General features: G+C 61.3%; 16 protein-coding genes. 10 read left to right on the top strand and 6 right to left on the bottom strand.

The window, feature by feature from the left end; genetic code table 11:
* The first annotated feature begins 46 nt into the window (after positions 1-46).
* From glpK to M2497_RS06775, 10 genes are all read left to right on the top strand, one after another.
* The gene (gene glpK, locus M2497_RS06820; protein ID WP_248486510.1) at positions 47-1,552 is read left to right on the top strand and encodes a glycerol kinase GlpK; all 1,506 of its coding nucleotides are present in this window, start codon (positions 47-49) and stop codon (positions 1,550-1,552) included.
* 95 nt (positions 1,553-1,647) lie between these two features.
* Positions 1,648-2,403: a DeoR/GlpR family transcriptional regulator gene (locus M2497_RS06815; protein ID WP_034118315.1), complete on the top strand. Its 756-nt coding sequence runs from the start codon at positions 1,648-1,650 to the stop codon at positions 2,401-2,403.
* A gap of 269 nt (positions 2,404-2,672) precedes the next feature.
* Positions 2,673-4,211 (top strand): glycerol-3-phosphate dehydrogenase, encoded by a 1,539-nt coding sequence (gene glpD / locus M2497_RS06810; protein WP_248486508.1) that lies wholly within the window; start codon positions 2,673-2,675, stop codon positions 4,209-4,211.
* Between the two features lie 324 nt (positions 4,212-4,535).
* Positions 4,536-5,462, top strand: a complete 927-nt coding sequence (locus M2497_RS06805) for a glutamate/aspartate ABC transporter substrate-binding protein (RefSeq protein ID WP_058423787.1) — start codon at positions 4,536-4,538, stop codon at positions 5,460-5,462.
* Between the two features lie 193 nt (positions 5,463-5,655).
* Complete coding sequence (locus M2497_RS06800; RefSeq protein ID WP_025856885.1) at positions 5,656-6,402, top strand: amino acid ABC transporter permease; 747 nt, start codon at positions 5,656-5,658, stop codon at positions 6,400-6,402.
* Positions 6,402-7,073 (top strand): ABC transporter permease subunit, encoded by a 672-nt coding sequence (locus tag M2497_RS06795; RefSeq protein ID WP_010212763.1) that lies wholly within the window; start codon positions 6,402-6,404, stop codon positions 7,071-7,073. Before M2497_RS06800 ends, M2497_RS06795 begins: the two co-directional genes overlap by 1 nt.
* Positions 7,070-7,804 (top strand): amino acid ABC transporter ATP-binding protein, encoded by a 735-nt coding sequence (locus M2497_RS06790; RefSeq protein WP_025856887.1) that lies wholly within the window; start codon positions 7,070-7,072, stop codon positions 7,802-7,804. The genes M2497_RS06795 and M2497_RS06790 overlap by 4 nt, the downstream gene beginning before the upstream one ends.
* A gap of 109 nt (positions 7,805-7,913) precedes the next feature.
* Positions 7,914-9,815 carry a sensor histidine kinase gene (locus M2497_RS06785; protein WP_248486506.1) on the top strand — a complete coding sequence of 634 codons (1,902 nt, stop codon included), beginning with the start codon at positions 7,914-7,916 and terminating at the stop codon, positions 9,813-9,815.
* The gene (locus M2497_RS06780) at positions 9,812-11,161 is read left to right on the top strand and encodes a sigma-54 dependent transcriptional regulator (RefSeq protein ID WP_071492687.1); all 1,350 of its coding nucleotides are present in this window, start codon (positions 9,812-9,814) and stop codon (positions 11,159-11,161) included. The genes M2497_RS06785 and M2497_RS06780 overlap by 4 nt, the downstream gene beginning before the upstream one ends.
* A gap of 8 nt (positions 11,162-11,169) precedes the next feature.
* A complete protein-coding gene (locus M2497_RS06775) occupies positions 11,170-11,499 on the top strand; it encodes a GlpM family protein (protein WP_248488176.1) in 330 nt (109 codons plus the stop codon).
* Between the two features lie 122 nt (positions 11,500-11,621).
* On the opposite strand, the gene M2497_RS06770 is transcribed toward M2497_RS06775, so the two are convergent.
* From M2497_RS06770 to M2497_RS06745, 6 genes are read right to left on the bottom strand one after another with little or no spacing between them, the layout of a single operon-like run.
* Positions 11,622-13,019, bottom strand: a complete 1,398-nt coding sequence (locus tag M2497_RS06770) for a sigma-54 dependent transcriptional regulator (protein ID WP_248486504.1) — start codon at positions 13,017-13,019, stop codon at positions 11,622-11,624.
* Complete coding sequence (locus M2497_RS06765; RefSeq protein ID WP_248486502.1) at positions 13,009-14,778, bottom strand: HAMP domain-containing sensor histidine kinase; 1,770 nt, start codon at positions 14,776-14,778, stop codon at positions 13,009-13,011. The genes M2497_RS06770 and M2497_RS06765 overlap by 11 nt, the downstream gene beginning before the upstream one ends.
* On the bottom strand, positions 14,778-15,902 hold the full coding sequence (locus tag M2497_RS06760; RefSeq protein ID WP_248486500.1) for a GNAT family N-acetyltransferase: 1,125 nt from the start codon (positions 15,900-15,902) through the stop codon (positions 14,778-14,780). The genes M2497_RS06765 and M2497_RS06760 overlap by 1 nt, the downstream gene beginning before the upstream one ends.
* A 16-nt stretch (positions 15,903-15,918) precedes the next feature.
* Positions 15,919-16,785 (bottom strand): alpha/beta fold hydrolase, encoded by an 867-nt coding sequence (locus M2497_RS06755; protein WP_058423794.1) that lies wholly within the window; start codon positions 16,783-16,785, stop codon positions 15,919-15,921.
* The gene (locus M2497_RS06750) at positions 16,782-18,176 is read right to left on the bottom strand and encodes an aminotransferase class III-fold pyridoxal phosphate-dependent enzyme (RefSeq protein WP_016977483.1); all 1,395 of its coding nucleotides are present in this window, start codon (positions 18,174-18,176) and stop codon (positions 16,782-16,784) included. Before M2497_RS06750 ends, M2497_RS06755 begins: the two co-directional genes overlap by 4 nt.
* Entirely contained in the window at positions 18,169-18,870 is a 702-nt protein-coding gene (locus M2497_RS06745) for an MtnX-like HAD-IB family phosphatase (RefSeq protein WP_248486498.1), read from the bottom strand. Before M2497_RS06745 ends, M2497_RS06750 begins: the two co-directional genes overlap by 8 nt.
* Positions 18,871-19,026: the final 156 nt, after the last annotated feature.

The raw sequence follows: 19,026 nt of genomic DNA, 5'->3' as shown, positions 1-19,026 counted from the left end.
CGCCCCAGGCTGATTACCGACTTTCTTATTTTCCAAGGCATTCGACATGACCGATATTCAGAATAAGAACTACATCATTGCCCTAGACCAAGGCACCACCAGTTCCCGCGCGATCATCTTCGATCGTGACGCCAACGTGGTCTGCACCGCCCAGCGCGAATTCACTCAGCATTACCCACAAGCCGGTTGGGTCGAGCATGACCCGATGGAAATCTTCGCCACCCAGAGTGCGGTGATGGTCGAAGCGCTGGCACAGGCCGGCCTGCACCATGACCAGGTCGCTGCCATCGGCATCACCAACCAGCGTGAAACCACCGTGGTGTGGGACAAAGTCACCGGTCGCCCGATCTACAACGCGATCGTCTGGCAGTGCCGCCGCAGCACCGAGATCTGCCAGCAGCTCAAGCGCGATGGCCACGAGCAATACATCAATGACACCACTGGCCTGGTCACCGACCCGTACTTCTCCGGCACCAAGCTCAAGTGGATCCTCGACAACGTCGAAGGCAGCCGCGAGCGTGCGCGCAACGGCGAACTGCTGTTCGGCACCATCGACAGCTGGCTGATCTGGAAATTTACCGGCGGCAAGACCCACGTCACCGACTACACCAACGCCTCGCGCACCATGCTCTTCAACATCCACACCCTGGAGTGGGATGCGAAGATGCTGGAGATCCTCGACGTCCCGCGCGAAATGCTGCCGCAAGTGAAGTCCTCCTCGGAAATCTACGGCCGTACCAAAAGCGGCATCGCCATCGGCGGTATCGCCGGCGACCAGCAGGCCGCCCTGTTCGGCCAGATGTGCGTCGAAGCCGGCCAGGCCAAGAACACCTACGGCACTGGCTGCTTCCTGCTGATGAACACCGGCGACAAAGCGGTGAAATCCAAGCACGGCATGCTCACCACCATCGCCTGCGGCCCGCGTGGCGAAGTGGCTTACGCCCTGGAAGGCGCCGTGTTCAATGGCGGCTCCACCGTACAGTGGCTGCGAGATGAGCTGAAAATCATCAACGACGCCCACGACACCGAATACTTCGCCGGCAAGGTCAAGGACAGCAACGGCGTGTACCTGGTGCCCGCGTTTACCGGCCTGGGCGCGCCGTACTGGGACCCGTATGCCCGTGGCGCACTGTTCGGCCTGACCCGTGGCGTACGCGTGGATCACATCATTCGTGCCGCCCTGGAGTCGATTGCCTACCAGACCCGCGACGTGCTCGACGCCATGCAGCAGGATTCGGGCGAGCGCCTCAAGGCGTTGCGCGTAGACGGCGGCGCGGTGGCCAACAACTTCCTGATGCAATTCCAGGCCGATATCCTCGGTACCCAGGTCGAGCGCCCACAAATGCGCGAAACCACTGCGTTGGGCGCGGCCTACCTGGCCGGCTTGGCGTGCGGCTTCTGGGGCAGCCTGGACGAGCTGCGCGGCAAGGCGGTGATCGAGCGCGAATTCGAACCGCAACTGGACGAAGCCGCCAAGGAAAAACTCTACGCTGGCTGGCAAAAAGCGGTCAGCCGCACCCGTGACTGGGAGCCGCACGAAGGCGCTGAATAAGCCAAGCGCCGGACCCATATAGGGTTGTAACTGGCAGGGAGCGGATTCCTGCGTCATCATGGGCCACTTTTGTATGGCAGCCCAAAGGACGCCCCATGAATCTGCCTCCCCGCCAACAACAAATCCTCGAACTGGTCCGCGAACGCGGCTACGTCAGTATCGAGGAAATGGCGCAGCTCTTCGTTGTTACCCCGCAAACTATCCGCCGCGATATCAACCAGCTGGCGGACGCCAATCTGCTGCGCCGCTACCACGGCGGCGCGGCCTATGACTCCAGTGTCGAAAACACCGCATACGCCATGCGCGCCGACCAGATGCGCGACGAGAAACAGCGCATCGGCGAAGCCATCGCCGCGCAGATCCCCGATCACGCCTCGTTGTTTATCAATATCGGCACCACCACCGAATCCATCGCCCGCGCGTTGCTCAACCACAACCATCTGAAAATTATCACCAACAACCTCAACGTCGCCACCATGCTCAGTGCCAAGGACGACTTTGATGTGTTGCTCACGGGTGGCAATGTGCGGCGTGACGGAGGTGTGGTGGGCCAGGCTAGTGTCGACTTCATCAACCAGTTCAAGGTCGACTTTGCTCTGGTGGGCATCAGCGGTATCGATGAAGACGGCAGCCTGCTGGACTTTGATTACCAGGAAGTACGGGTTTCCCAGGCGATCATTGCCAACGCCCGCCAGGTGATCCTGGCGGCGGACTCCAGCAAGTTTGGGCGCAATGCCATGATTCGTCTGGGGCCGATCAGCCTGGTGGATTGCCTGGTGACGGATCAACAGCCGGTGCCGGCGTTGGTGCAGTTGCTCAATGACCACAAGGTTCGTCTGGAAGTGGTGTAGCGCCTGCACTGACGCCATCGGGGGCAAGCCCCCTCCCACATTGGAATGCGATCAACCTGTGGGAGGGGGCTCGCCCCCGATCGCTATTTACCTGACCACCCATTTCTCCAGCCAGCACTGGCTCATGTTCACAAATTTTCCTTTCCCGCCGCTTCGATGAGTTTTTTCAATCGAAGTCAGGTGGCTGCGCGCGCGTTTATCAGCTACCATTTTCGCAAATGAACATTAATGTTCGAATTCCAATACGAAAAAGATCGCGAGGCCAGCCGATGAACCCTTCTACCTTGCCTGCTCCACCGCTTGCCGAAGTCTATGACGTTGCCGTTATCGGTGGCGGGATTAATGGCGTCGGCATTGCAGCAGACGCAGCCGGGCGCGGTTTGTCGGTATTCCTTTGCGAAAAGGACGACCTGGCCAGCCACACCTCCTCCGCCAGCAGCAAGCTGATCCACGGCGGCCTGCGCTACCTCGAACATTACGAATTCCGCCTGGTGCGCGAAGCCCTGGCCGAACGTGAGGTGCTGCTGGCCAAGGCCCCGCACATCGTCAAGCAGATGCGCTTCGTGCTGCCGCACCGCCCACACCTGCGTCCGGCGTGGATGATCCGTGCCGGTCTGTTCCTGTACGACCACCTGGGTAAGCGCGAAAAGCTCGCCGGTTCGAAAAGCCTCAAGTTCGGCGCCGACAGCCCACTAAAAAGTGAAATCACCCAAGGCTTCGAATACTCCGACTGCTGGGTCGATGACGCCCGCCTCGTGGTGCTCAACGCCATGGCCGCCCGCGAAAAAGGTGCGCACATCCATACCCAGACCCGTTGCATCAGCGCACACCGCAGCAACGGCATGTGGGACATGAACATGGAACGCGCCGACGGCAGCCTGTTCTCGATCCGCGCCCGCGCCTTGGTGAACGCTGCCGGCCCGTGGGTCGCCAAGTTCATCAAGGACGACCTGAAGCTGGATTCACCCTACGGCATCCGCTTGATCCAGGGCAGCCACCTGATCGTGCCGAAACTGTACGAAGGTGCCCACGCGCACATCCTGCAGAACGAAGACCAGCGCATCGTCTTCACGATTCCGTACCTGAACCACCTGACCATCATCGGCACCACCGACCGCGAATACACCGGCGACCCGGCAAAAGTCGCGATCACCGAAGGTGAAACCGACTACATGCTGAAAGTGGTCAACGCGCACTTCAAGAAACAACTGAGTCGCGATGACATCGTGCATACCTATTCCGGCGTGCGCCCGCTGTGCAACGACGAGTCGGACAACCCGTCGGCTATCACCCGCGACTACACCCTGGCACTGTCCGGTGGCACGGGCGAAGCGCCGATCCTGTCGGTGTTCGGCGGCAAGCTGACCACCTATCGCAAACTCGCTGAGTCGGCGATGGCGCAACTGGCACCGTACTTCACCCAGATGCGCCCAAGCTGGACCGCCACAGCCAGCCTGCCGGGCGGTGAAAACATGACGACGCCAGAAGCCCTGGCCGAAGCGATTCGCAGCAAGTTCGACTGGATACCGAGCGAGATCGCCCGCCGTTGGTCCACCACTTACGGCAGCCGCACCTGGCGACTGCTCGAAGGTGTGCAGTCGCTGGCCGATCTGGGTGACCACCTGGGTGGAGGCCTGTACACCCGCGAAGTCGATTACCTGTGCGCCGAAGAGTGGGCGACCCAACCCCACGACGTGCTGTGGCGCCGTACCAAGCTCGGCTTGTTCACCACCCCGGAAGAACAGGACAACGTGCAACGTTACCTGTCCAAGGTCGAGCAAACCCGCGCAAAGATTGAAGCGGCCTGATCAGGTCGCCTTGAAAAGCCCCTGCACCGAAAGGTCCAGGGGCTTTTTTATGCCAGATAAATCCCACACCCCCTATTCGGTTTTCCGAACGCCATACCGCAGCCTATTCGGATTGCCGGATCACGGCGTGACAAATTCTTCGAAATAAAAATTTAATACCTTTATAAATCAAATAGATAACCTTTTATTCGAGGTATGGCACGACTCATGCTCTACACTCCCTGACGATTGCCTGAGACGCCTCAGGAGCCGTCACGGGCATTCGCTGTACAAGAGAGCCGTTTAGCCGGCTTCATAAAAAAAACAAATGTCGAGGAAGTATTGATGCGCATCGTTCCCCATATCCTGGGCGCAGCTATCGCTGCTGCTCTGATCAGCACTCCAGTTTTCGCCGCCGAACTCACCGGCACACTGAAGAAAATCAACGACTCCGGCACCATCACCCTCGCTCACCGCGACAGCTCCATTCCGTTTTCCTACATCGCGGATGGTTCGGGCAAACCTGTGGGCTACTCCCACGACATTCAGCTGGCTATCGTTGAAGCCCTGAAAAAAGACCTGAACAAGCCCGACCTGAAGGCCAAGTACAACCTGGTGACTTCGCAAACTCGTATTCCGCTGATCCAGAACGGCACCGCGGACCTCGAGTGCGGCTCCACCACCAACAACGCCGAACGCGCCCAGCAAGTTGATTTCACCGTCAACATCTTCGAAATCGGCACCCGCCTGCTGGTCAAGAAAGACAAGGATGGCAAGCCGTCCTACGCTGACTTCGCCGACCTGAAAGGCAAGAACGTCGTGACCACCGCTGGCACCACGTCCGAGCGCATCATCAAGGCGATGAACGCCGACAAGCAGATGGGCATGAACGTCATCTCCGCCAAAGACCACGGCGAATCCTTCCAGATGCTGGAAAGCGGCCGTGCCGTCGCATTCATGATGGACGACGCCCTGCTGGCCGGTGAAGAAGCCAAGGCCAAGAAGCCGGACGACTGGGTCATCACCGGTACTCCACAGTCCTTCGAGGCCTACGCGTGCATGGTTCGCAAAGGCGATCCTGACTTCAAGAAAGCTGTCGATGACGCCATCGTTGCCCTGTACAAATCCGGCGAAATCAACAAGATCTACAGCAAATGGTTCGAGAGCCCGATCCCACCAAAAGGCCTGAACCTGAACTTCCCGATGAGCGACAAGGTGAAGGAGCTGATCGCTAACCCAAGCGACAAACCAGCCCCTGACGTAAAAATCTGATACCTGACTAAGCTTATCTCCTGAGGGAGCCAACCTCCCTCAGGCGTCTGTTACTACCTGCTGGCTTTATTGTGGAACACTCGACCTGGCGGTTTTCGAGCCGATCGCGTGTGCCTGGCGTTCACCGCCGGGCGGGAAAGGATCTTCCCCAAGCGGGTGCTTGTACATCGATCGATTTCGAGGGGAGACCCTAATGAATTACAACTGGGACTGGGGCGTGTTCTTCAAGTCCACTGGCGTGGGCAGCGAGACTTATCTCGACTGGTACATCGCCGGCTTGGGCTGGACCATCGCCATCGCTGTCGTGGCATGGATTATCGCCTTGCTGCTGGGGTCCATTCTGGGCGTCATGCGCACCGTGCCAAACCGCATCGTATCGGGCATCGCGACCTGCTACGTGGAACTGTTTCGTAACGTGCCGCTGCTGGTTCAGCTGTTCATCTGGTACTTCCTGGTACCCGACATGCTGCCGCAGAACCTGCAGGACTGGTACAAACAGGACCTCAACCCGACCACCTCGGCCTACCTGAGCGTTGTCGTGTGCCTGGGCCTGTTCACCGCTGCTCGTGTGTGCGAACAAGTGCGTACCGGCATCCAGGCGCTGCCACGTGGCCAGGAATCCGCTGCACGCGCCATGGGCTTCAAGCTGCCGCAGATCTACTGGAACGTGCTGCTGCCCCAGGCCTACCGGATCATCATTCCGCCGCTTACCTCGGAATTCCTCAACGTCTTCAAGAACTCCTCCGTGGCGTCCTTGATCGGCCTGATGGAACTGCTGGCGCAAACCAAACAGACCGCCGAGTTCTCGGCCAACCTGTTTGAAGCCTTCACCCTGGCTACGCTGATCTACTTCACCCTGAACATGAGCCTGATGTTGCTGATGCGCGTGGTCGAGAAGAAAGTCGCAGTGCCCGGCCTGATCTCCGTGGGGGGTAAATAATGGACTTCGATTTCAGCGGCATCATCCCCGCCATCCCGGGCCTGTGGAACGGCATGGTCATGACCCTGCAGTTGATGGTCATGGGCGTGGTCGGCGGTATCGCGCTGGGTACGGTCCTGGCGCTGATGCGCCTGTCGTCCAGCAAACTGCTGTCGCGCGTTGCCGGCGCTTATGTGAACTACTTCCGCTCGATCCCGCTGCTGCTGGTGATCACCTGGTTCTACCTGGCGGTGCCGTTCGTATTGCGCTGGATCACCGGCGAAGACACCCCGATCGGTGCGTTCACCTCCTGCGTCGTGGCCTTCATGATGTTCGAAGCCGCGTACTTCTGTGAAATCGTGCGGGCCGGCGTGCAGTCGATCCCCAAGGGCCAGATGGCGGCGGCACAGGCCATGGGCATGACCTACGGCCAGACCATGCGCCTGATCATCCTGCCCCAGGCGTTCCGCAAGATGACCCCGTTGCTGCTGCAACAGTCGATCATCCTGTTCCAGGACACCTCGCTGGTCTACACCGTGGGCCTGGTGGACTTCCTCAACTCCGCCCGCTCCAACGGCGACATCATCGGCCGCTCCAATGAGTTCCTGATCTTCGCCGGTGTCGTCTACTTCATCATCAGCTTTTCCGCCTCGCTGCTGGTCAAGCGTCTGCAAAAAAGGTTTGCCGTATGATCTCTATCAAGAACATCAACAAGTGGTATGGCGACTTCCAGGTGCTGACCGATTGCAGCACCGAGGTTAAAAAAGGCGAAGTGATCGTGGTGTGCGGGCCGTCCGGCTCGGGCAAGTCCACCCTGATCAAGTGCGTCAACGCGCTGGAACCGTTCCAGAAGGGCGACATCGTGGTCGACGGCACCTCCATCGCCGACCCTAAGACCAACCTGCCGCAACTGCGCTCGCGCGTCGGCATGGTGTTCCAGCACTTCGAGCTGTTCCCGCACCTGACCATCACCGAAAACCTGACCATCGCGCAGATCAAGGTACTCGGCCGCAGCAAGGAAGAAGCCACCAAGAAAGGCCTGCAACTGCTCGAGCGCGTAGGCCTGTCGGCCCATGCGCACAAGCACCCTGGCCAGCTCTCCGGCGGCCAGCAACAACGTGTGGCGATTGCCCGCGCCCTGGCCATGGACCCGATCGTCATGCTGTTCGACGAACCGACCTCGGCGCTGGACCCGGAAATGGTCAACGAAGTGCTCGACGTGATGGTGCAACTGGCCCACGAAGGCATGACCATGATGTGCGTGACCCACGAAATGGGCTTCGCCCGCAAAGTGGCCGACCGCGTGATCTTCATGGACGCCGGCAAGATCATCGAAGACTGCCCGAAAGAAGAGTTCTTCGGCGACATCAGCGCCCGCTCCGAACGCGCGCAGCACTTCCTTGAGAAAATCCTGCAGCACTAAGCACTACATAGCGCCGACTGTGGAAACCGGGCCAATGTGGCAGGGGGCTTGCCGCCTCCCACATTGGCCCGCACAGGCTGGCAGCTCTGGTTGACCCAAGGCATCTGTGATGAAATGCGACCCCAACCAATTTCGCGCCGCACCGCCATCACTTGCCGTGAAACCACGCCTGATCCGCCAACTGTTCCTGCCGCCCCTGATCATCGCCCTGATGATCGGCCTGGGTTTCATCGGCTTCTGGGTCAGTGAGTACTACGGTATCCGCACCCTCAGCGACACCGGCGAACGCCAGTTGGAGTTGCATGCCCGCACCGTCGAAAGCGAACTGAGCAAGTACACCTACCTGCCCAGCCTGCTGGAGCTGGAGTCCAGCGTTTCCACGCTGCTGGCCGACCCGAACCAGGAAACCCGCAAGACCGTCAACGATTACCTCGAAGGCCTGAACCGACGCAGTCGTAGTCGGGCCATCTACGTGATGGACACCACCGGCCGCGTGCTGGCCACCAGTAACTGGCGCGATGCCGACAGTTACCAGGGTGAAGACCTGTCCTTCCGCGCCTATTTCCAGAACGCCGTGCGGGGCCAGCCGGGTCGTTTCTACGGCATCGGCAGCACCAACGGCGAACCCGGCTACTACCTGGCCCACGGCCTGGAAGAGCATGGCAAGATCATCGGCGTCGCGGTGGTCAAGGTGCGCCTCGAAGCCCTCGAAGAGCGCTGGCAGCGCGCACGCCTCGAAGCGTTCGTGAGCGATGAGAACGGTATCATCATCCTCTCCAGCGACCCGGCCCGCCGCCTCAAGGCCGTGCGCCCGCTGAGCGATGACACCAAGGACCGCCTGGCCCACAGCCTGCAATATTACTGGGCGACACTGAACGAGTTGGAACCCCTGGCCCGCGAGCACCTCAACGAAGGCACCGAAAAACTGACCTTCCCGGCCAACAGCGAAGTGGTCAACGACGCCCACGAAGTCAGCTACCTGGCGCAAACCCGCCCGCTCAATGACACGCCGTGGAATTTCACCCTGCTCACCCCGCTCAACGACCTGCGCCGCGCCGCGATCAACCAGGGCATCCTGGTGGCCGTTGCGTTTGGCCTGGTGGCGTTTTTGCTGATTGCCTGGAACGAGCGACGCAAAGTCATCGCCACCCGCCTCGCGGCACGGGAAGCCTTGCAGGAAGCCAACAGCCAGTTGGAACGACGGATTGCCGAGCGCACCGCCGACCTGCGCGCCAGCAACGAACGGCTCAAGGGCCAGATCCGCGAACGGCGCCAGGCCGAAGAAACCCTGCGCCGTGCCCAGGATGAACTGGTGCAGGCCGGCAAACTGGCGGCCATCGGCCAGATGTCCACCAGCATCGCCCACGAATTGAATCAGCCCCTGGCCGCGCTGCGCACCTTGTCCGGCAATACCGTGCGCTTCCTGGAGCGCGGTGCGCTGGACACCGCCAGCGCCAATCTCAAGACCATCAATGAACTGATCGACCGCATGGGCCGCATCACCGCCAGCCTACGCTCCTTCGCCCGACGCGGAGACGATCAGGGCGAAGCCAGCCTGGCCAAAGCGGTAGACGCCGCGTTCCAGGTGCTCGGCGCACGCCTGGACAGTCTGCCGCTGACGCTGCACCGCGACTTTTCCCACGCCCAACTGCAAATCGACCAGACACGCCTGGAACAGATCCTGGTCAACCTGATCGGCAATGCCCTTGACGCCATGCAAGCCCAACCGGCCCCGCAGTTGTGGCTGGAAGGCAGCAGCAGCGAGGGCAAATACCGCCTGCAAGTGCGCGACAATGGCCACGGCATCGACCCCGAGGCGCGCAAGCATTTGTTCGAACCGTTCTTCACCACCAAGCCCGGCGAGCAAGGCCTGGGCCTGGGCCTGACGCTGTCCGCCAGCCTGGCGGCAGCCACCGGTGGCACCCTCGCCGTGGAACACCCGGCCAGTGGTGGAACGGCCTTTGTCTTGTGCCTGCCGCTGGCGGGCACTCAACAAGCTGAGTCGACATGAATACAGACGCTACAGCCCTTAAAGAAGACCTCACCGTGTTGATCGTCGAGGACGACCCTCACGTGCTGCTCGGCTGCCAGCAAGCCCTGGCCCTGGAAGATATTCCCAGCGTCGGCGTAGGCAGTGCCGAAGAGGCGTTGAAGCGCATCGGCGAAAACTTCGCCGGCATCGTGATCAGCGATATTCGTTTGCCTGGCATCGACGGCCTGGAGCTGCTCACCCGTCTCAAGGCCCTGGATAAAAGCCTGCCAGTGGTGCTGATCACCGGGCACGGCGATATTTCCATGGCGGTCGGCGCGATGCGCAACGGCGCCTATGACTTCATGGAAAAACCCTTCTCCCCCGAACGCCTGGTCGACGTGGCGCGCCGCGCCCTGGAGCAGCGCGGGCTGGCACGGGAAGTCTGGTCGCTGCGTCGGCAATTGGCCGAGCGCGATTCGTTGGAAGGTCGCATCATCGGCCGTTCGCCGGCCATGCAGAACCTGCGCGAGTTGATCGCCAACGTCGCTGATACCTCGGCCAACGTGCTGATCGAAGGCGAGACCGGCACCGGCAAGGAATTGGTCGCGCGTTGCCTGCATGATTTCAGCCGGCGTCACGCCCACCAGTTCGTCGCCCTGAACTGCGGCGGCCTGCCGGAGAACCTCTTCGAAAGCGAGATTTTCGGCCACGAAGCCAACGCCTTCACCGGTGCCGGCAAGCGCCGCATCGGCAAGATCGAGCACGCCCACGAAGGCACGCTGTTCCTCGATGAAGTGGAAAGCATGCCGATCAACCTGCAGATCAAGTTGTTGCGGGTATTGCAGGAACGCACCCTGGAACGCCTGGGGTCGAACCAGAGCGTCGCGGTGGATTGCCGGGTGATCGCCGCCACCAAGTCCGACCTCGACGAACTGAGCCGCGCCAACCAATTCCGCAGCGACCTGTACTACCGCCTCAACGTGGTGACCCTGGAACTGCCGCCCCTGCGCGAGCGACGCGAAGACATCCTGCAACTGTTCGAACACTTCCTGCAGCAGTCATCCCTGCGCTTCGACCGCACCGCGCCGGAGCTGGACAACCAGACCCTGTCCAGCCTGATGAGCCACGACTGGCCGGGCAACGTGCGTGAACTGCGCAACGTCGCCGAACGTTTCGCCCTCGGCCTGCCCGCCTTCAAGAAAAGCGGCGCCAGCAGCGGCGGCCAAGGCCTGGCCTTCACCGAAGCGGTGGAAGCCTTCGAACGCAACCTGCTCAACGATGCACTGCAACGCAGCGGCGGCAACCTGACCCAGGCCAGCCAGGAACTGGGAATGGCCAAGACCACGCTGTTCGACAAGGTCAAGAAATACGGGTTGAGCCACTGATGGACTTACTGTTGAAGGCCGCCCTCGGCGCGGCGGTGGTGCTGATCCTGGCGGCGCTGGCCAAGACCAAAAACTATTACATCGCAGGCCTGGTGCCGCTGTTTCCGACCTTTGCGTTGATCGCGCACTACATCGTCGGCAAGGGGCGCTCGGTGGACGATTTGAAGACCACGATCCTGTTCGGGATGTGGTCGATCATTCCGTACTTCGTGTACCTGGCGACCTTGTATGTGATGGTGGATCGGATGCGGTTGGAGGCGTCACTGGCCGTGGCGGCGGTGGCGTGGTTGATGGCCGCGACGATACTGGTCAGCATCTGGGTCCGCGTTCACACCTGACCCAACACGGTCAAAACTGTGGGAGGGGGCTTGCCCCCGATGGCGGTGTATCAGAGACAGAAAAGCTGTCTGACCCACTGCAATCGGGGGCAAGCCCCCTCCCACATTTGAACCTCGGTGTGTCAGCGGACGATCTTGTCGACCTGAATACCCAGCTTCTTCAGGCGATACCAGAAGCTGCGCTCGGAAATCCCGATCTTCGCCGCTGCCGCCGCCTGCACCCCATTGCTCTCCTGCAACGCCGCCAGGATATAGGCCTTCTCCACCTCCGCCAGCGCCGCATCCAGGTCCTGGGGAATGCCCGGCCCGTCGCTGAGGATGGCGGTCACACCGCCCCCGCTCGGCTTGGACGCAAACAGGTAACCGGGCAGGTCGATATCCTCGATTACCGGTGAGGCCGCTACGATGGTCGCGCGTTCCACGCAGTTCTGCAGTTCACGGATATTACCCGGCCAGTGATACGCCGCCATGGCCTGCAAGGCCTCTGGGCTGAAGCCGGTGATACGTTTGCCGGCGGTGGCGCTCAGGGTCTGGGCAAAGTGGCGGGCCAGCGGCGCGATGTCTTCCACCCGCTCACGCAAGGCCGGCAACGGGATCGGGAACACGTTGAGGCGGTAATACAGGTCTTCGCGAAACTCTTTGTTGGCCACCGCATCCAGCAGATTCTTGTTGGTGGCGGCAATCACCCGCACGTCCACCTTGCGCTCGCGCGGGTCGCCCACCGGCTCGATCACGCGTTCCTGCAATGCGCGCAGGATCTTCGCCTGCAACGCCAACGGCATGTCACCCACTTCGTCGAGAAACAACGTGCCCTTGTCAGCCTGCTGGAAGCGCCCTACTCGGTCAGCCACGGCACCGGTAAACGCGCCTTTGCGATGGCCGAACATTTCGCTTTCCAGCAGCCCTTCCGGGATCGCTGCACAGTTGACCGCCACGAACGGTTGGTCGGCACGGCTGCCGTGTTTGTGGATGGCGCGGGCCACCATTTCCTTGCCGGTGCCGCTTTCGCCGGTGAGCAGGATGGTGGCGCTGCTGTCGCGCACCGAGTCCACCGCTTGCAGCACTTTGCGAAACGCCGGGCTGTCGCCCACCAGGCTGTCGAACTGTGCGTGCTCGTCCAGTTCGGCACGCAGGCGCGCGTTGTCGCGCATGATGTCGCGAAACTGCAGGGCCTTGGCCACGGTGATGTCCAGCTCGTCGATGTCGAACGGCTTGGCGATGTAGTCGTAGGCGCCGTTGCGCATCGACTGCACGGCGTTTTTCACAGTGCTGTAGGCGGTCATCACGATCACCGGTACGTGGGGGTAGCGCACCTTGATCTCGGCCAGCAGCGCCGGCCCGTCCATGCCCGGCATGCGCCAGTCGCTGATCACCAGGTCGATGTCTTCCTGCTCCAGCACCTTGAGCGCGTGCAGGCCGTTGCCGGCGATGAACACCTGCACGCCGTTCTGGCCCAGGGCCGACGCCAGCAGGTCGCAGAGCTTGGGTTCGTCGTCGACTACCAGAATGTTATGCGTCATGACTGTCCTCGTCGTCTTCGCCAATCGCCGGAATGTACAGGCTGAAGGTGGCGCCGGCATCTTTCTCACTGGCGCATTCGATGCTGCCGTCGTGACTTTCCATGATCGAATAGACTTTGGCCAGGCCCAGGCCGGTGCCCGAGGCCTTGGTGGTAACGAACGGGGTGAAGATCCGTTCGATCATGTCCGCCGGGATACCCTGGCCGGTGTCGGCGATGCTGATCACCGTATTGTTGTCCACCGTGCGAATGCCCAGGGTCAGGCGCCCGCCTTCGGGCATGGCGTCGATGGCGTTGAGAATCAGGTTGAGGCAAGCCTGCTTGAGCTGCTTGGCGTCGGCATAGATCGTCGCTCCTGGCGCCTGGTCATCGACATGGGCATCGATCGCGTGGGTGGCGAGTTCCGGCGCGCAAAAGCCGAGGATCTCGTCCACCAGCGCGCGCGCCGGTTGCAGCACGCGCAACGGCGGGTTGGGCTTGGCGAAGTCGAGGAACTCGGTGATCAGGTCGTTGATGCGGCTGACCTCACTGACCACGTACTCCAAATGGCGCTTGTCGGTTTCCGCCAGGTCGGCACGCCGATGCAACAGTTGCGTGGCCGTCTTGATGATGCCCAGCGGGTTGCGGATCTCATGGGCCAGGCCCATGGCGACTTCGCCCAGGGCGTGCAGGCGATCGCGTCGGCGCAACTGGGCCTCAAGGTGATGCAGCTCGCCCAGGCGTTCGGTCATGTGGTTGAAGGTGCTGCTCAACTGCGCCAGCTCATCGCCGCCGCTGACCAGCACACGGTGTTCGTAGTTACCCGAGATCACTGCGTCTACGCCTTGGGACAGGTCGCGCAACGGTTTGGTCAGGCGCCGCGACACCAGCACCCCCGCCGCCAGTGACAATGCAGAACTGAGCAGGAAGATCAACACGAACAAATTACTCTGGTTGACCAACCCGACCAGGCTGGTATGGCGCAACAGGCCGCTGAAAATCACGCCCTGCAAATCCCCCGCATCATTGAAGATCGGCCAGTACAGCCCGCTGTAGTTATTGGTGAACTGCTCGCTGGGCTGGCGGGTACTGCGCATCGCCGTTTCGACGCTCTTGGGGATGCGCGAGGGATGATCCACAAAACGCTGGGTCGAGAAGATCTCGGAGAAACCGTCGGGGTTGGCCAGGTACAGGCGCAGGTCGAGGGAATGCACATCGGCCACGCTGGTGAGGAAACTGCTGTCCAGGTAGGTGGCGACCAGCAGAATGTAGTCGACACCGTCACGGCTGGTCTCGAAGGTCGACACCACCAGGCCGGTACTCACCCCGGCCACCTGCACGGTCTGCAACACCGCATTGTTGGTCAGGTTGATCTGTTTGACGATGTCATCGGCGGCGGTGCTGAATTCGACTTTGTGGTCGCTGGTGCGAATCAGCGCCACCACGTCGATGTCGGTCGCGTCGGCAATGTCGGCGGTCAGCCTGTCGTGCTTGGCGGCTCGCCGGCTTGACGGCGGGCTGGTGTAGCGCAGGAACAGCTTGGCCATGCGCGCGTTGTCGTGAAGGATGTCGCCGATCTCGTCCTTGACGATCTTGGTCGACTCCTGCAGCCAGATGCGCACGTTGCTGTCGAAGATCTGCGACAGCGTGGTCGCGGCCAGCTCGGCCGCGATCATGGTAGGGATCACGCTGACCAACCAGAACGCCAGCACCAGCTTGCGCTGGACGCTCCAGCGCGAAATGGCAAAGGGGCGGGCTTTCTGGCGGGTCTTGGTGATCATCAGGTTTCGCTTATCGCAGCAGCCATGGCAGGGTCGGAACGGTCCGGTCGAATAAACAGTTTTACAAGCTTGAGCAGGCCATTGACCAGCCGGTTGCGGTGGCGGAAAAACACACTGTTGCCCTGGAACTCGCAGCCCAGGCGCAGCTTACTGGCATACCCGGCCTGCCCGCACTCATACAACGCAATATTGTGTTGAATACAGTAGTCGACATTGGTCAGCCAGCTGCGAAAGTACAGGTTGTAGTCGCGGGTGAACGCCACGTCATGCCCGAAAAACTTGTCCACCAGCCGGTGTTCGTCGACCAGGATCAGGTTGAACGCCACCAGTTGCTCGTCCACCCAGTAAAGAACACAGACCGCGCGCTCATCCAGGCGTTCGAGTACGCCGGTGAAGTAACCGGCGGGCAGCCGTTCGAACTGCAACTCGGCGCGCGTGAGCGTGGCTTCGTACAGGCGCATGACCTCCGGTAACACATCGTCGATATTGCGCCGCCACTCCACCCGCGGCCCCGGCGCACGCAGCTTGCGACGCAGGTCCTTGCGCGTGGATTTGCCCAGCGACCCCAGGTAGGCATCCACCGAGCCGTACGGCAGCGGCAACACGCCAGTGGGCAAGCTCGGCATGCTCTGGAAGCCCGCCGCGCGGCAGCTCTGGAGCCAGTGCGGGTCTTTGCTCGGCGCATCCTTGACCGCCACCAGGCCGATGCCAAAGTCATCGGCATCCTGGCGTGCAGCCTCCAGCAAGTGCTTGAGCAACAGCGGACGCTGCGCATCCGGCACGCTGCTGGCGAAACCCACGTCGCAGCGTTCGGCCACGGGCGATCCGAGGGCATACAGCCCCAGTTGCAAAAGCCCCGGCCACAGCCGCTCGACACGCTCGGTCAGGCGCTTGCCGGCGCCCGACACCGTGGTGTCGAGGCGATAATGCGTGATGAACGCGGCAGCTACGGCCACCAGCGTTCCATCTTGATAAACCGCCAGGTAACGCCACTGAAAATCATCAATGGCGGCGTTCTCCACGGCGACGTAATAGTCCCAGTCCTCCAGGGCACCCGGGAAACAATCGTTCCAGGCACTGCGCTGGATAGCCCGGATGGTCGGGAAGGCTTGGGCGGTGATCACATCGTGTCCTTAAGGCTTATGCCCGCTGTCGATAATCTTGAGGGGCCGGGATGGCCTGGGCATGCTGCTCGACGAACTCCGCACTCAACTCGATCACCCGGCGGTATTGCAGGTCGACGGTGATCATGTGGTAGCAGTTGTCCAGCAGGATCTTGGTCACCGGCCCGCCCAGGTGGCGTTCCACATAGTCCGCGTTCCAGCGGCTGGTGATGTCGTCCTCGATGGAGTGCAACACCAGCGCCGGTACGTTGATCTTCGGCATGCGTTTCTTGACCACGGCGTTCATCCGGTGCAGCTCGCGCACGGTGATGCCCTCCATGGTCAGCAAGCCCGCTTCGCTGCTTTCGCCTTCCTTCATCTGCCGCTCGACAATGCCGCGCAGGCGTTCGTTCTTGATGCCGTACGGCGGCTTCTCTTCGAAGCGGCAGATGTGCACGCCGAACGGGATTTTCATCAGCAACGGCGTGAGGAACGCCAGCTTGTTGATGCTCCAGCCGTCGTACTTCAAGGTGGTGGAATACATCAGCAGCCCGGCGACTTGCCCCGGGTGTTCGGCGGCGACATACATCGACATCACCGCGCCCATCGACAAGCCACCGACAAACACCTGCTCGTGACGCTGGCGGACCTGCACGAAGGTCTTGCGCACGCCTTCGTACCAGTCCATCCAGCCCGTGGCCTGCAGGTCGCTGTTGTCACCGCAGTGCCCGGCCAGGGTGGGCACGTACACCGTGCAATTGCCCACCTTGGCCAGGCCCTTGGCGACCTGGCGCAACTCCGTCGGGGTGCCGGTCAGGCCGTGGATCAACAGGATCCCGACCGGACCGTCACCGAGAACGAAACCGGCATCACCTTCACCGAGGTCGATCCCGACGCTGTTCACCGGTTGGTCGCCCGCACCAGCAGTTGCTCCAGCAGCTTCAGGCCCAGCTCGATTTCCGGGTAGCTGATCTCCAGGGACGGTGCCAGGGTGATCACGTTCTTGTAGTAACCGCCCACGTCGAGGATCAGGCCGAGTTTCTGGCCGTCCACCACCATGTCACCCTTCATGCCTTCTTCGACCATGTAGTCCAGGGTCGCCTTGTCCGGGGTGAAACCATCCGGGCCGCAGATTTCGCAGCGCAGGGCCAGGCCCAGGCCGTCGACGTCGCCGATGATCGGGAAACGCTTCTGCAGGTCCTGCAGGCCTTCGAGGAAGAACTTGCCCTTGGCCATGACCATCGCGCCGTAGTCGACTTCGTTGGTCATCTTGAACATTTCCAGGCCCACCGCCGTACCCAATGGGTTGGAGGCGAAGGTGGAGTGGGTCGAACCTGGCGGGAAGATCTTCGGGTTGATCAACTCTTCACGGGCCCAGATGCCGCCCAGGGGGTTGAGGCCGTTGGTCAGCGCCTTGCCGAACACGATCACGTCCGGCTGTACGTCGAAGTGTTCGATCGACCACAGTTTGCCGGTGCGGTAGAAGCCCATCTGGATCTCGTCGGAGACCATCAGGATGCCGTGCTGATCCAGCACGTGCTTCAATTCGCGATAGAAGTTCATCGGCGGGATCACGTAGCCGCCGGTGCCCTGGATCGGCTCGACGTAGAACGCAGCGTATTCGCTGGAGCCGACTTTCGGGTCCCACACGCCGTTGTATTCAGTCTCGAACAGGCGGGCGAATTGCTGCACGCAGTGGCTGCCGTATTCTTCCTTGGTCATGCCTTTAGGGCCACGGAAGTGGTACGGGAACGGGATGAACTGCGCGCGCTCGCCGAAGTGGCCGTAGCGACGACGGTAGCGGTAGCTGGAGGTGATCGACGAAGCACCCAGGGTGCGCCCGTGGTAGCCGCCCTCGAAGGCGAACATCAGGCTCTTGCCGTTGGTGGCGTTACGCACCACTTTCAGGGAGTCTTCGATGGACTGCGAACCGCCGACGTTGAAGTGCACGCGACCGTCGAGGCCGAACTTCTTCTTGGCGTCGACTGCGATCATTTCCGACAGCTCGATCTTGCCCTTGTGCAGGTACTGGCTGGCGATTTGCGGCAGCGTATCAATCTGCTGTTTCAACGCGTTGTTCAGGCGCGGGTTGGCGTAGCCGAAGTTGACCGCCGAGTACCACATTTGCAGGTCGAGGTAGGCCTGGTCTTCGGTGTCCCATACGTAGGAGCCTTCGCAACGGCTGAAAATACGCGGCGGCTCGATGTAGTGAACGGTGTCGCCGTAGGAGCAATACTTGGCTTCTTTGTCCAGAAGGATCTGGTCTTCGGCGGTAGCGATACGGATATCAGACATGGTGGAAGAGTTCCTGGTTGTCAGCAGCAGTAAAGGTGGTGGCGTTGGCGGCGATGCCCTGAGGCAGTCGGGCCAGCAATGCAGGCAGCTCGGCAAAGGTGTCGAAGCGTGCGTGAGGAATGTTGTTGGCTTCGCAGTACTTGGCGAGGCTGCCCTTGGCGAACACGAAGTCGGCGGTGGAGGCCACGCACATGTCGGACTTGCCGTCGCCGATCACCAGCACCCGCTTGTTGCGTGGGGTGGACTTGCACTTGCAGTTGCCGGAAGCGGCGCGGCAGGCGTCGCTGGAATACGGGAAGTCGATGCGCCAGCTGTTCTGGTCGACCTGACGCAAGCGGTTGGCAAGGATCGGCAGCAAGGTCACGTAGTTGCGCGACAGGATGCGGGCGATGCCCTGCTCGATGCCGTCGCTGACCACTTCGATGCTCGCGCCCAGGCCCATGACGTGGTCGACGAAGTCGGGGAAGTCCGGGTCGATCTCGACGCTGTCGAAGTACGCGAGCAATTCGGAAGGTGTGGCCTTGATCAGCGCCAGTTGGCGGCTCAGGCATTCGCGTGAACCGATATGCCCATCCAGCCATTCCTGTTCGATGGTTTCCCATTCGGGGCCGGCGAAGCGTTGGAGGACGTTGTCGATGACATCGGTGGGGGTAATGGTCCCGTCGAAGTCACACACGATATGCCACTGGATCATCGTTGTTTACCTTGGAGGAGCGCGCTGTGTGCGCTTGCACCAGAGGTAGAGCAGGGACTGTGCCAACTGGCCATCACCCAGCAGGGCCGGGGCTTTGGCGCGTATCGAAGGCAAAATGTGTCTTCCAAGCTACAATTTTTGTAGCTTGCTACAAAC

This window comes from Pseudomonas sp. CYM-20-01 (assembly GCF_023169845.1).
GTDB classification, from domain to species: Bacteria; Pseudomonadota; Gammaproteobacteria; order Pseudomonadales; family Pseudomonadaceae; genus Aquipseudomonas; species Aquipseudomonas azotoformans.
This window is presented reverse-complemented; position numbering and strand designations above follow the sequence as displayed.

What these genes read in the sequence shown, in the direction of transcription:
- glpK (WP_248486510.1), top strand. Translation starts at nt 47, where the DNA reads ATGACCGATATTCAGAATAAGAACTACATCATTGCCCTAGACCAAGGC.
- M2497_RS06815 (WP_034118315.1), top strand. Translation starts at nt 1,648, where the DNA reads ATGAATCTGCCTCCCCGCCAACAACAAATCCTCGAACTGGTCCGCGAA.
- glpD (WP_248486508.1), top strand. Translation starts at nt 2,673, where the DNA reads ATGAACCCTTCTACCTTGCCTGCTCCACCGCTTGCCGAAGTCTATGAC.
- M2497_RS06805 (WP_058423787.1), top strand. Translation starts at nt 4,536, where the DNA reads ATGCGCATCGTTCCCCATATCCTGGGCGCAGCTATCGCTGCTGCTCTG.
- M2497_RS06800 (WP_025856885.1), top strand. Translation starts at nt 5,656, where the DNA reads ATGAATTACAACTGGGACTGGGGCGTGTTCTTCAAGTCCACTGGCGTG.
- M2497_RS06795 (WP_010212763.1), top strand. Translation starts at nt 6,402, where the DNA reads ATGGACTTCGATTTCAGCGGCATCATCCCCGCCATCCCGGGCCTGTGG.
- M2497_RS06790 (WP_025856887.1), top strand. Translation starts at nt 7,070, where the DNA reads ATGATCTCTATCAAGAACATCAACAAGTGGTATGGCGACTTCCAGGTG.
- M2497_RS06785 (WP_248486506.1), top strand. Translation starts at nt 7,914, where the DNA reads ATGAAATGCGACCCCAACCAATTTCGCGCCGCACCGCCATCACTTGCC.
- M2497_RS06780 (WP_071492687.1), top strand. Translation starts at nt 9,812, where the DNA reads ATGAATACAGACGCTACAGCCCTTAAAGAAGACCTCACCGTGTTGATC.
- M2497_RS06770 (WP_248486504.1), bottom strand. Translation starts at nt 13,019, where the DNA reads ATGACGCATAACATTCTGGTAGTCGACGACGAACCCAAGCTCTGCGAC.
- M2497_RS06765 (WP_248486502.1), bottom strand. Translation starts at nt 14,778, where the DNA reads ATGATCACCAAGACCCGCCAGAAAGCCCGCCCCTTTGCCATTTCGCGC.
- M2497_RS06750 (WP_016977483.1), bottom strand. Translation starts at nt 18,176, where the DNA reads ATGTCTGATATCCGTATCGCTACCGCCGAAGACCAGATCCTTCTGGAC.
- M2497_RS06745 (WP_248486498.1), bottom strand. Translation starts at nt 18,870, where the DNA reads ATGATCCAGTGGCATATCGTGTGTGACTTCGACGGGACCATTACCCCC.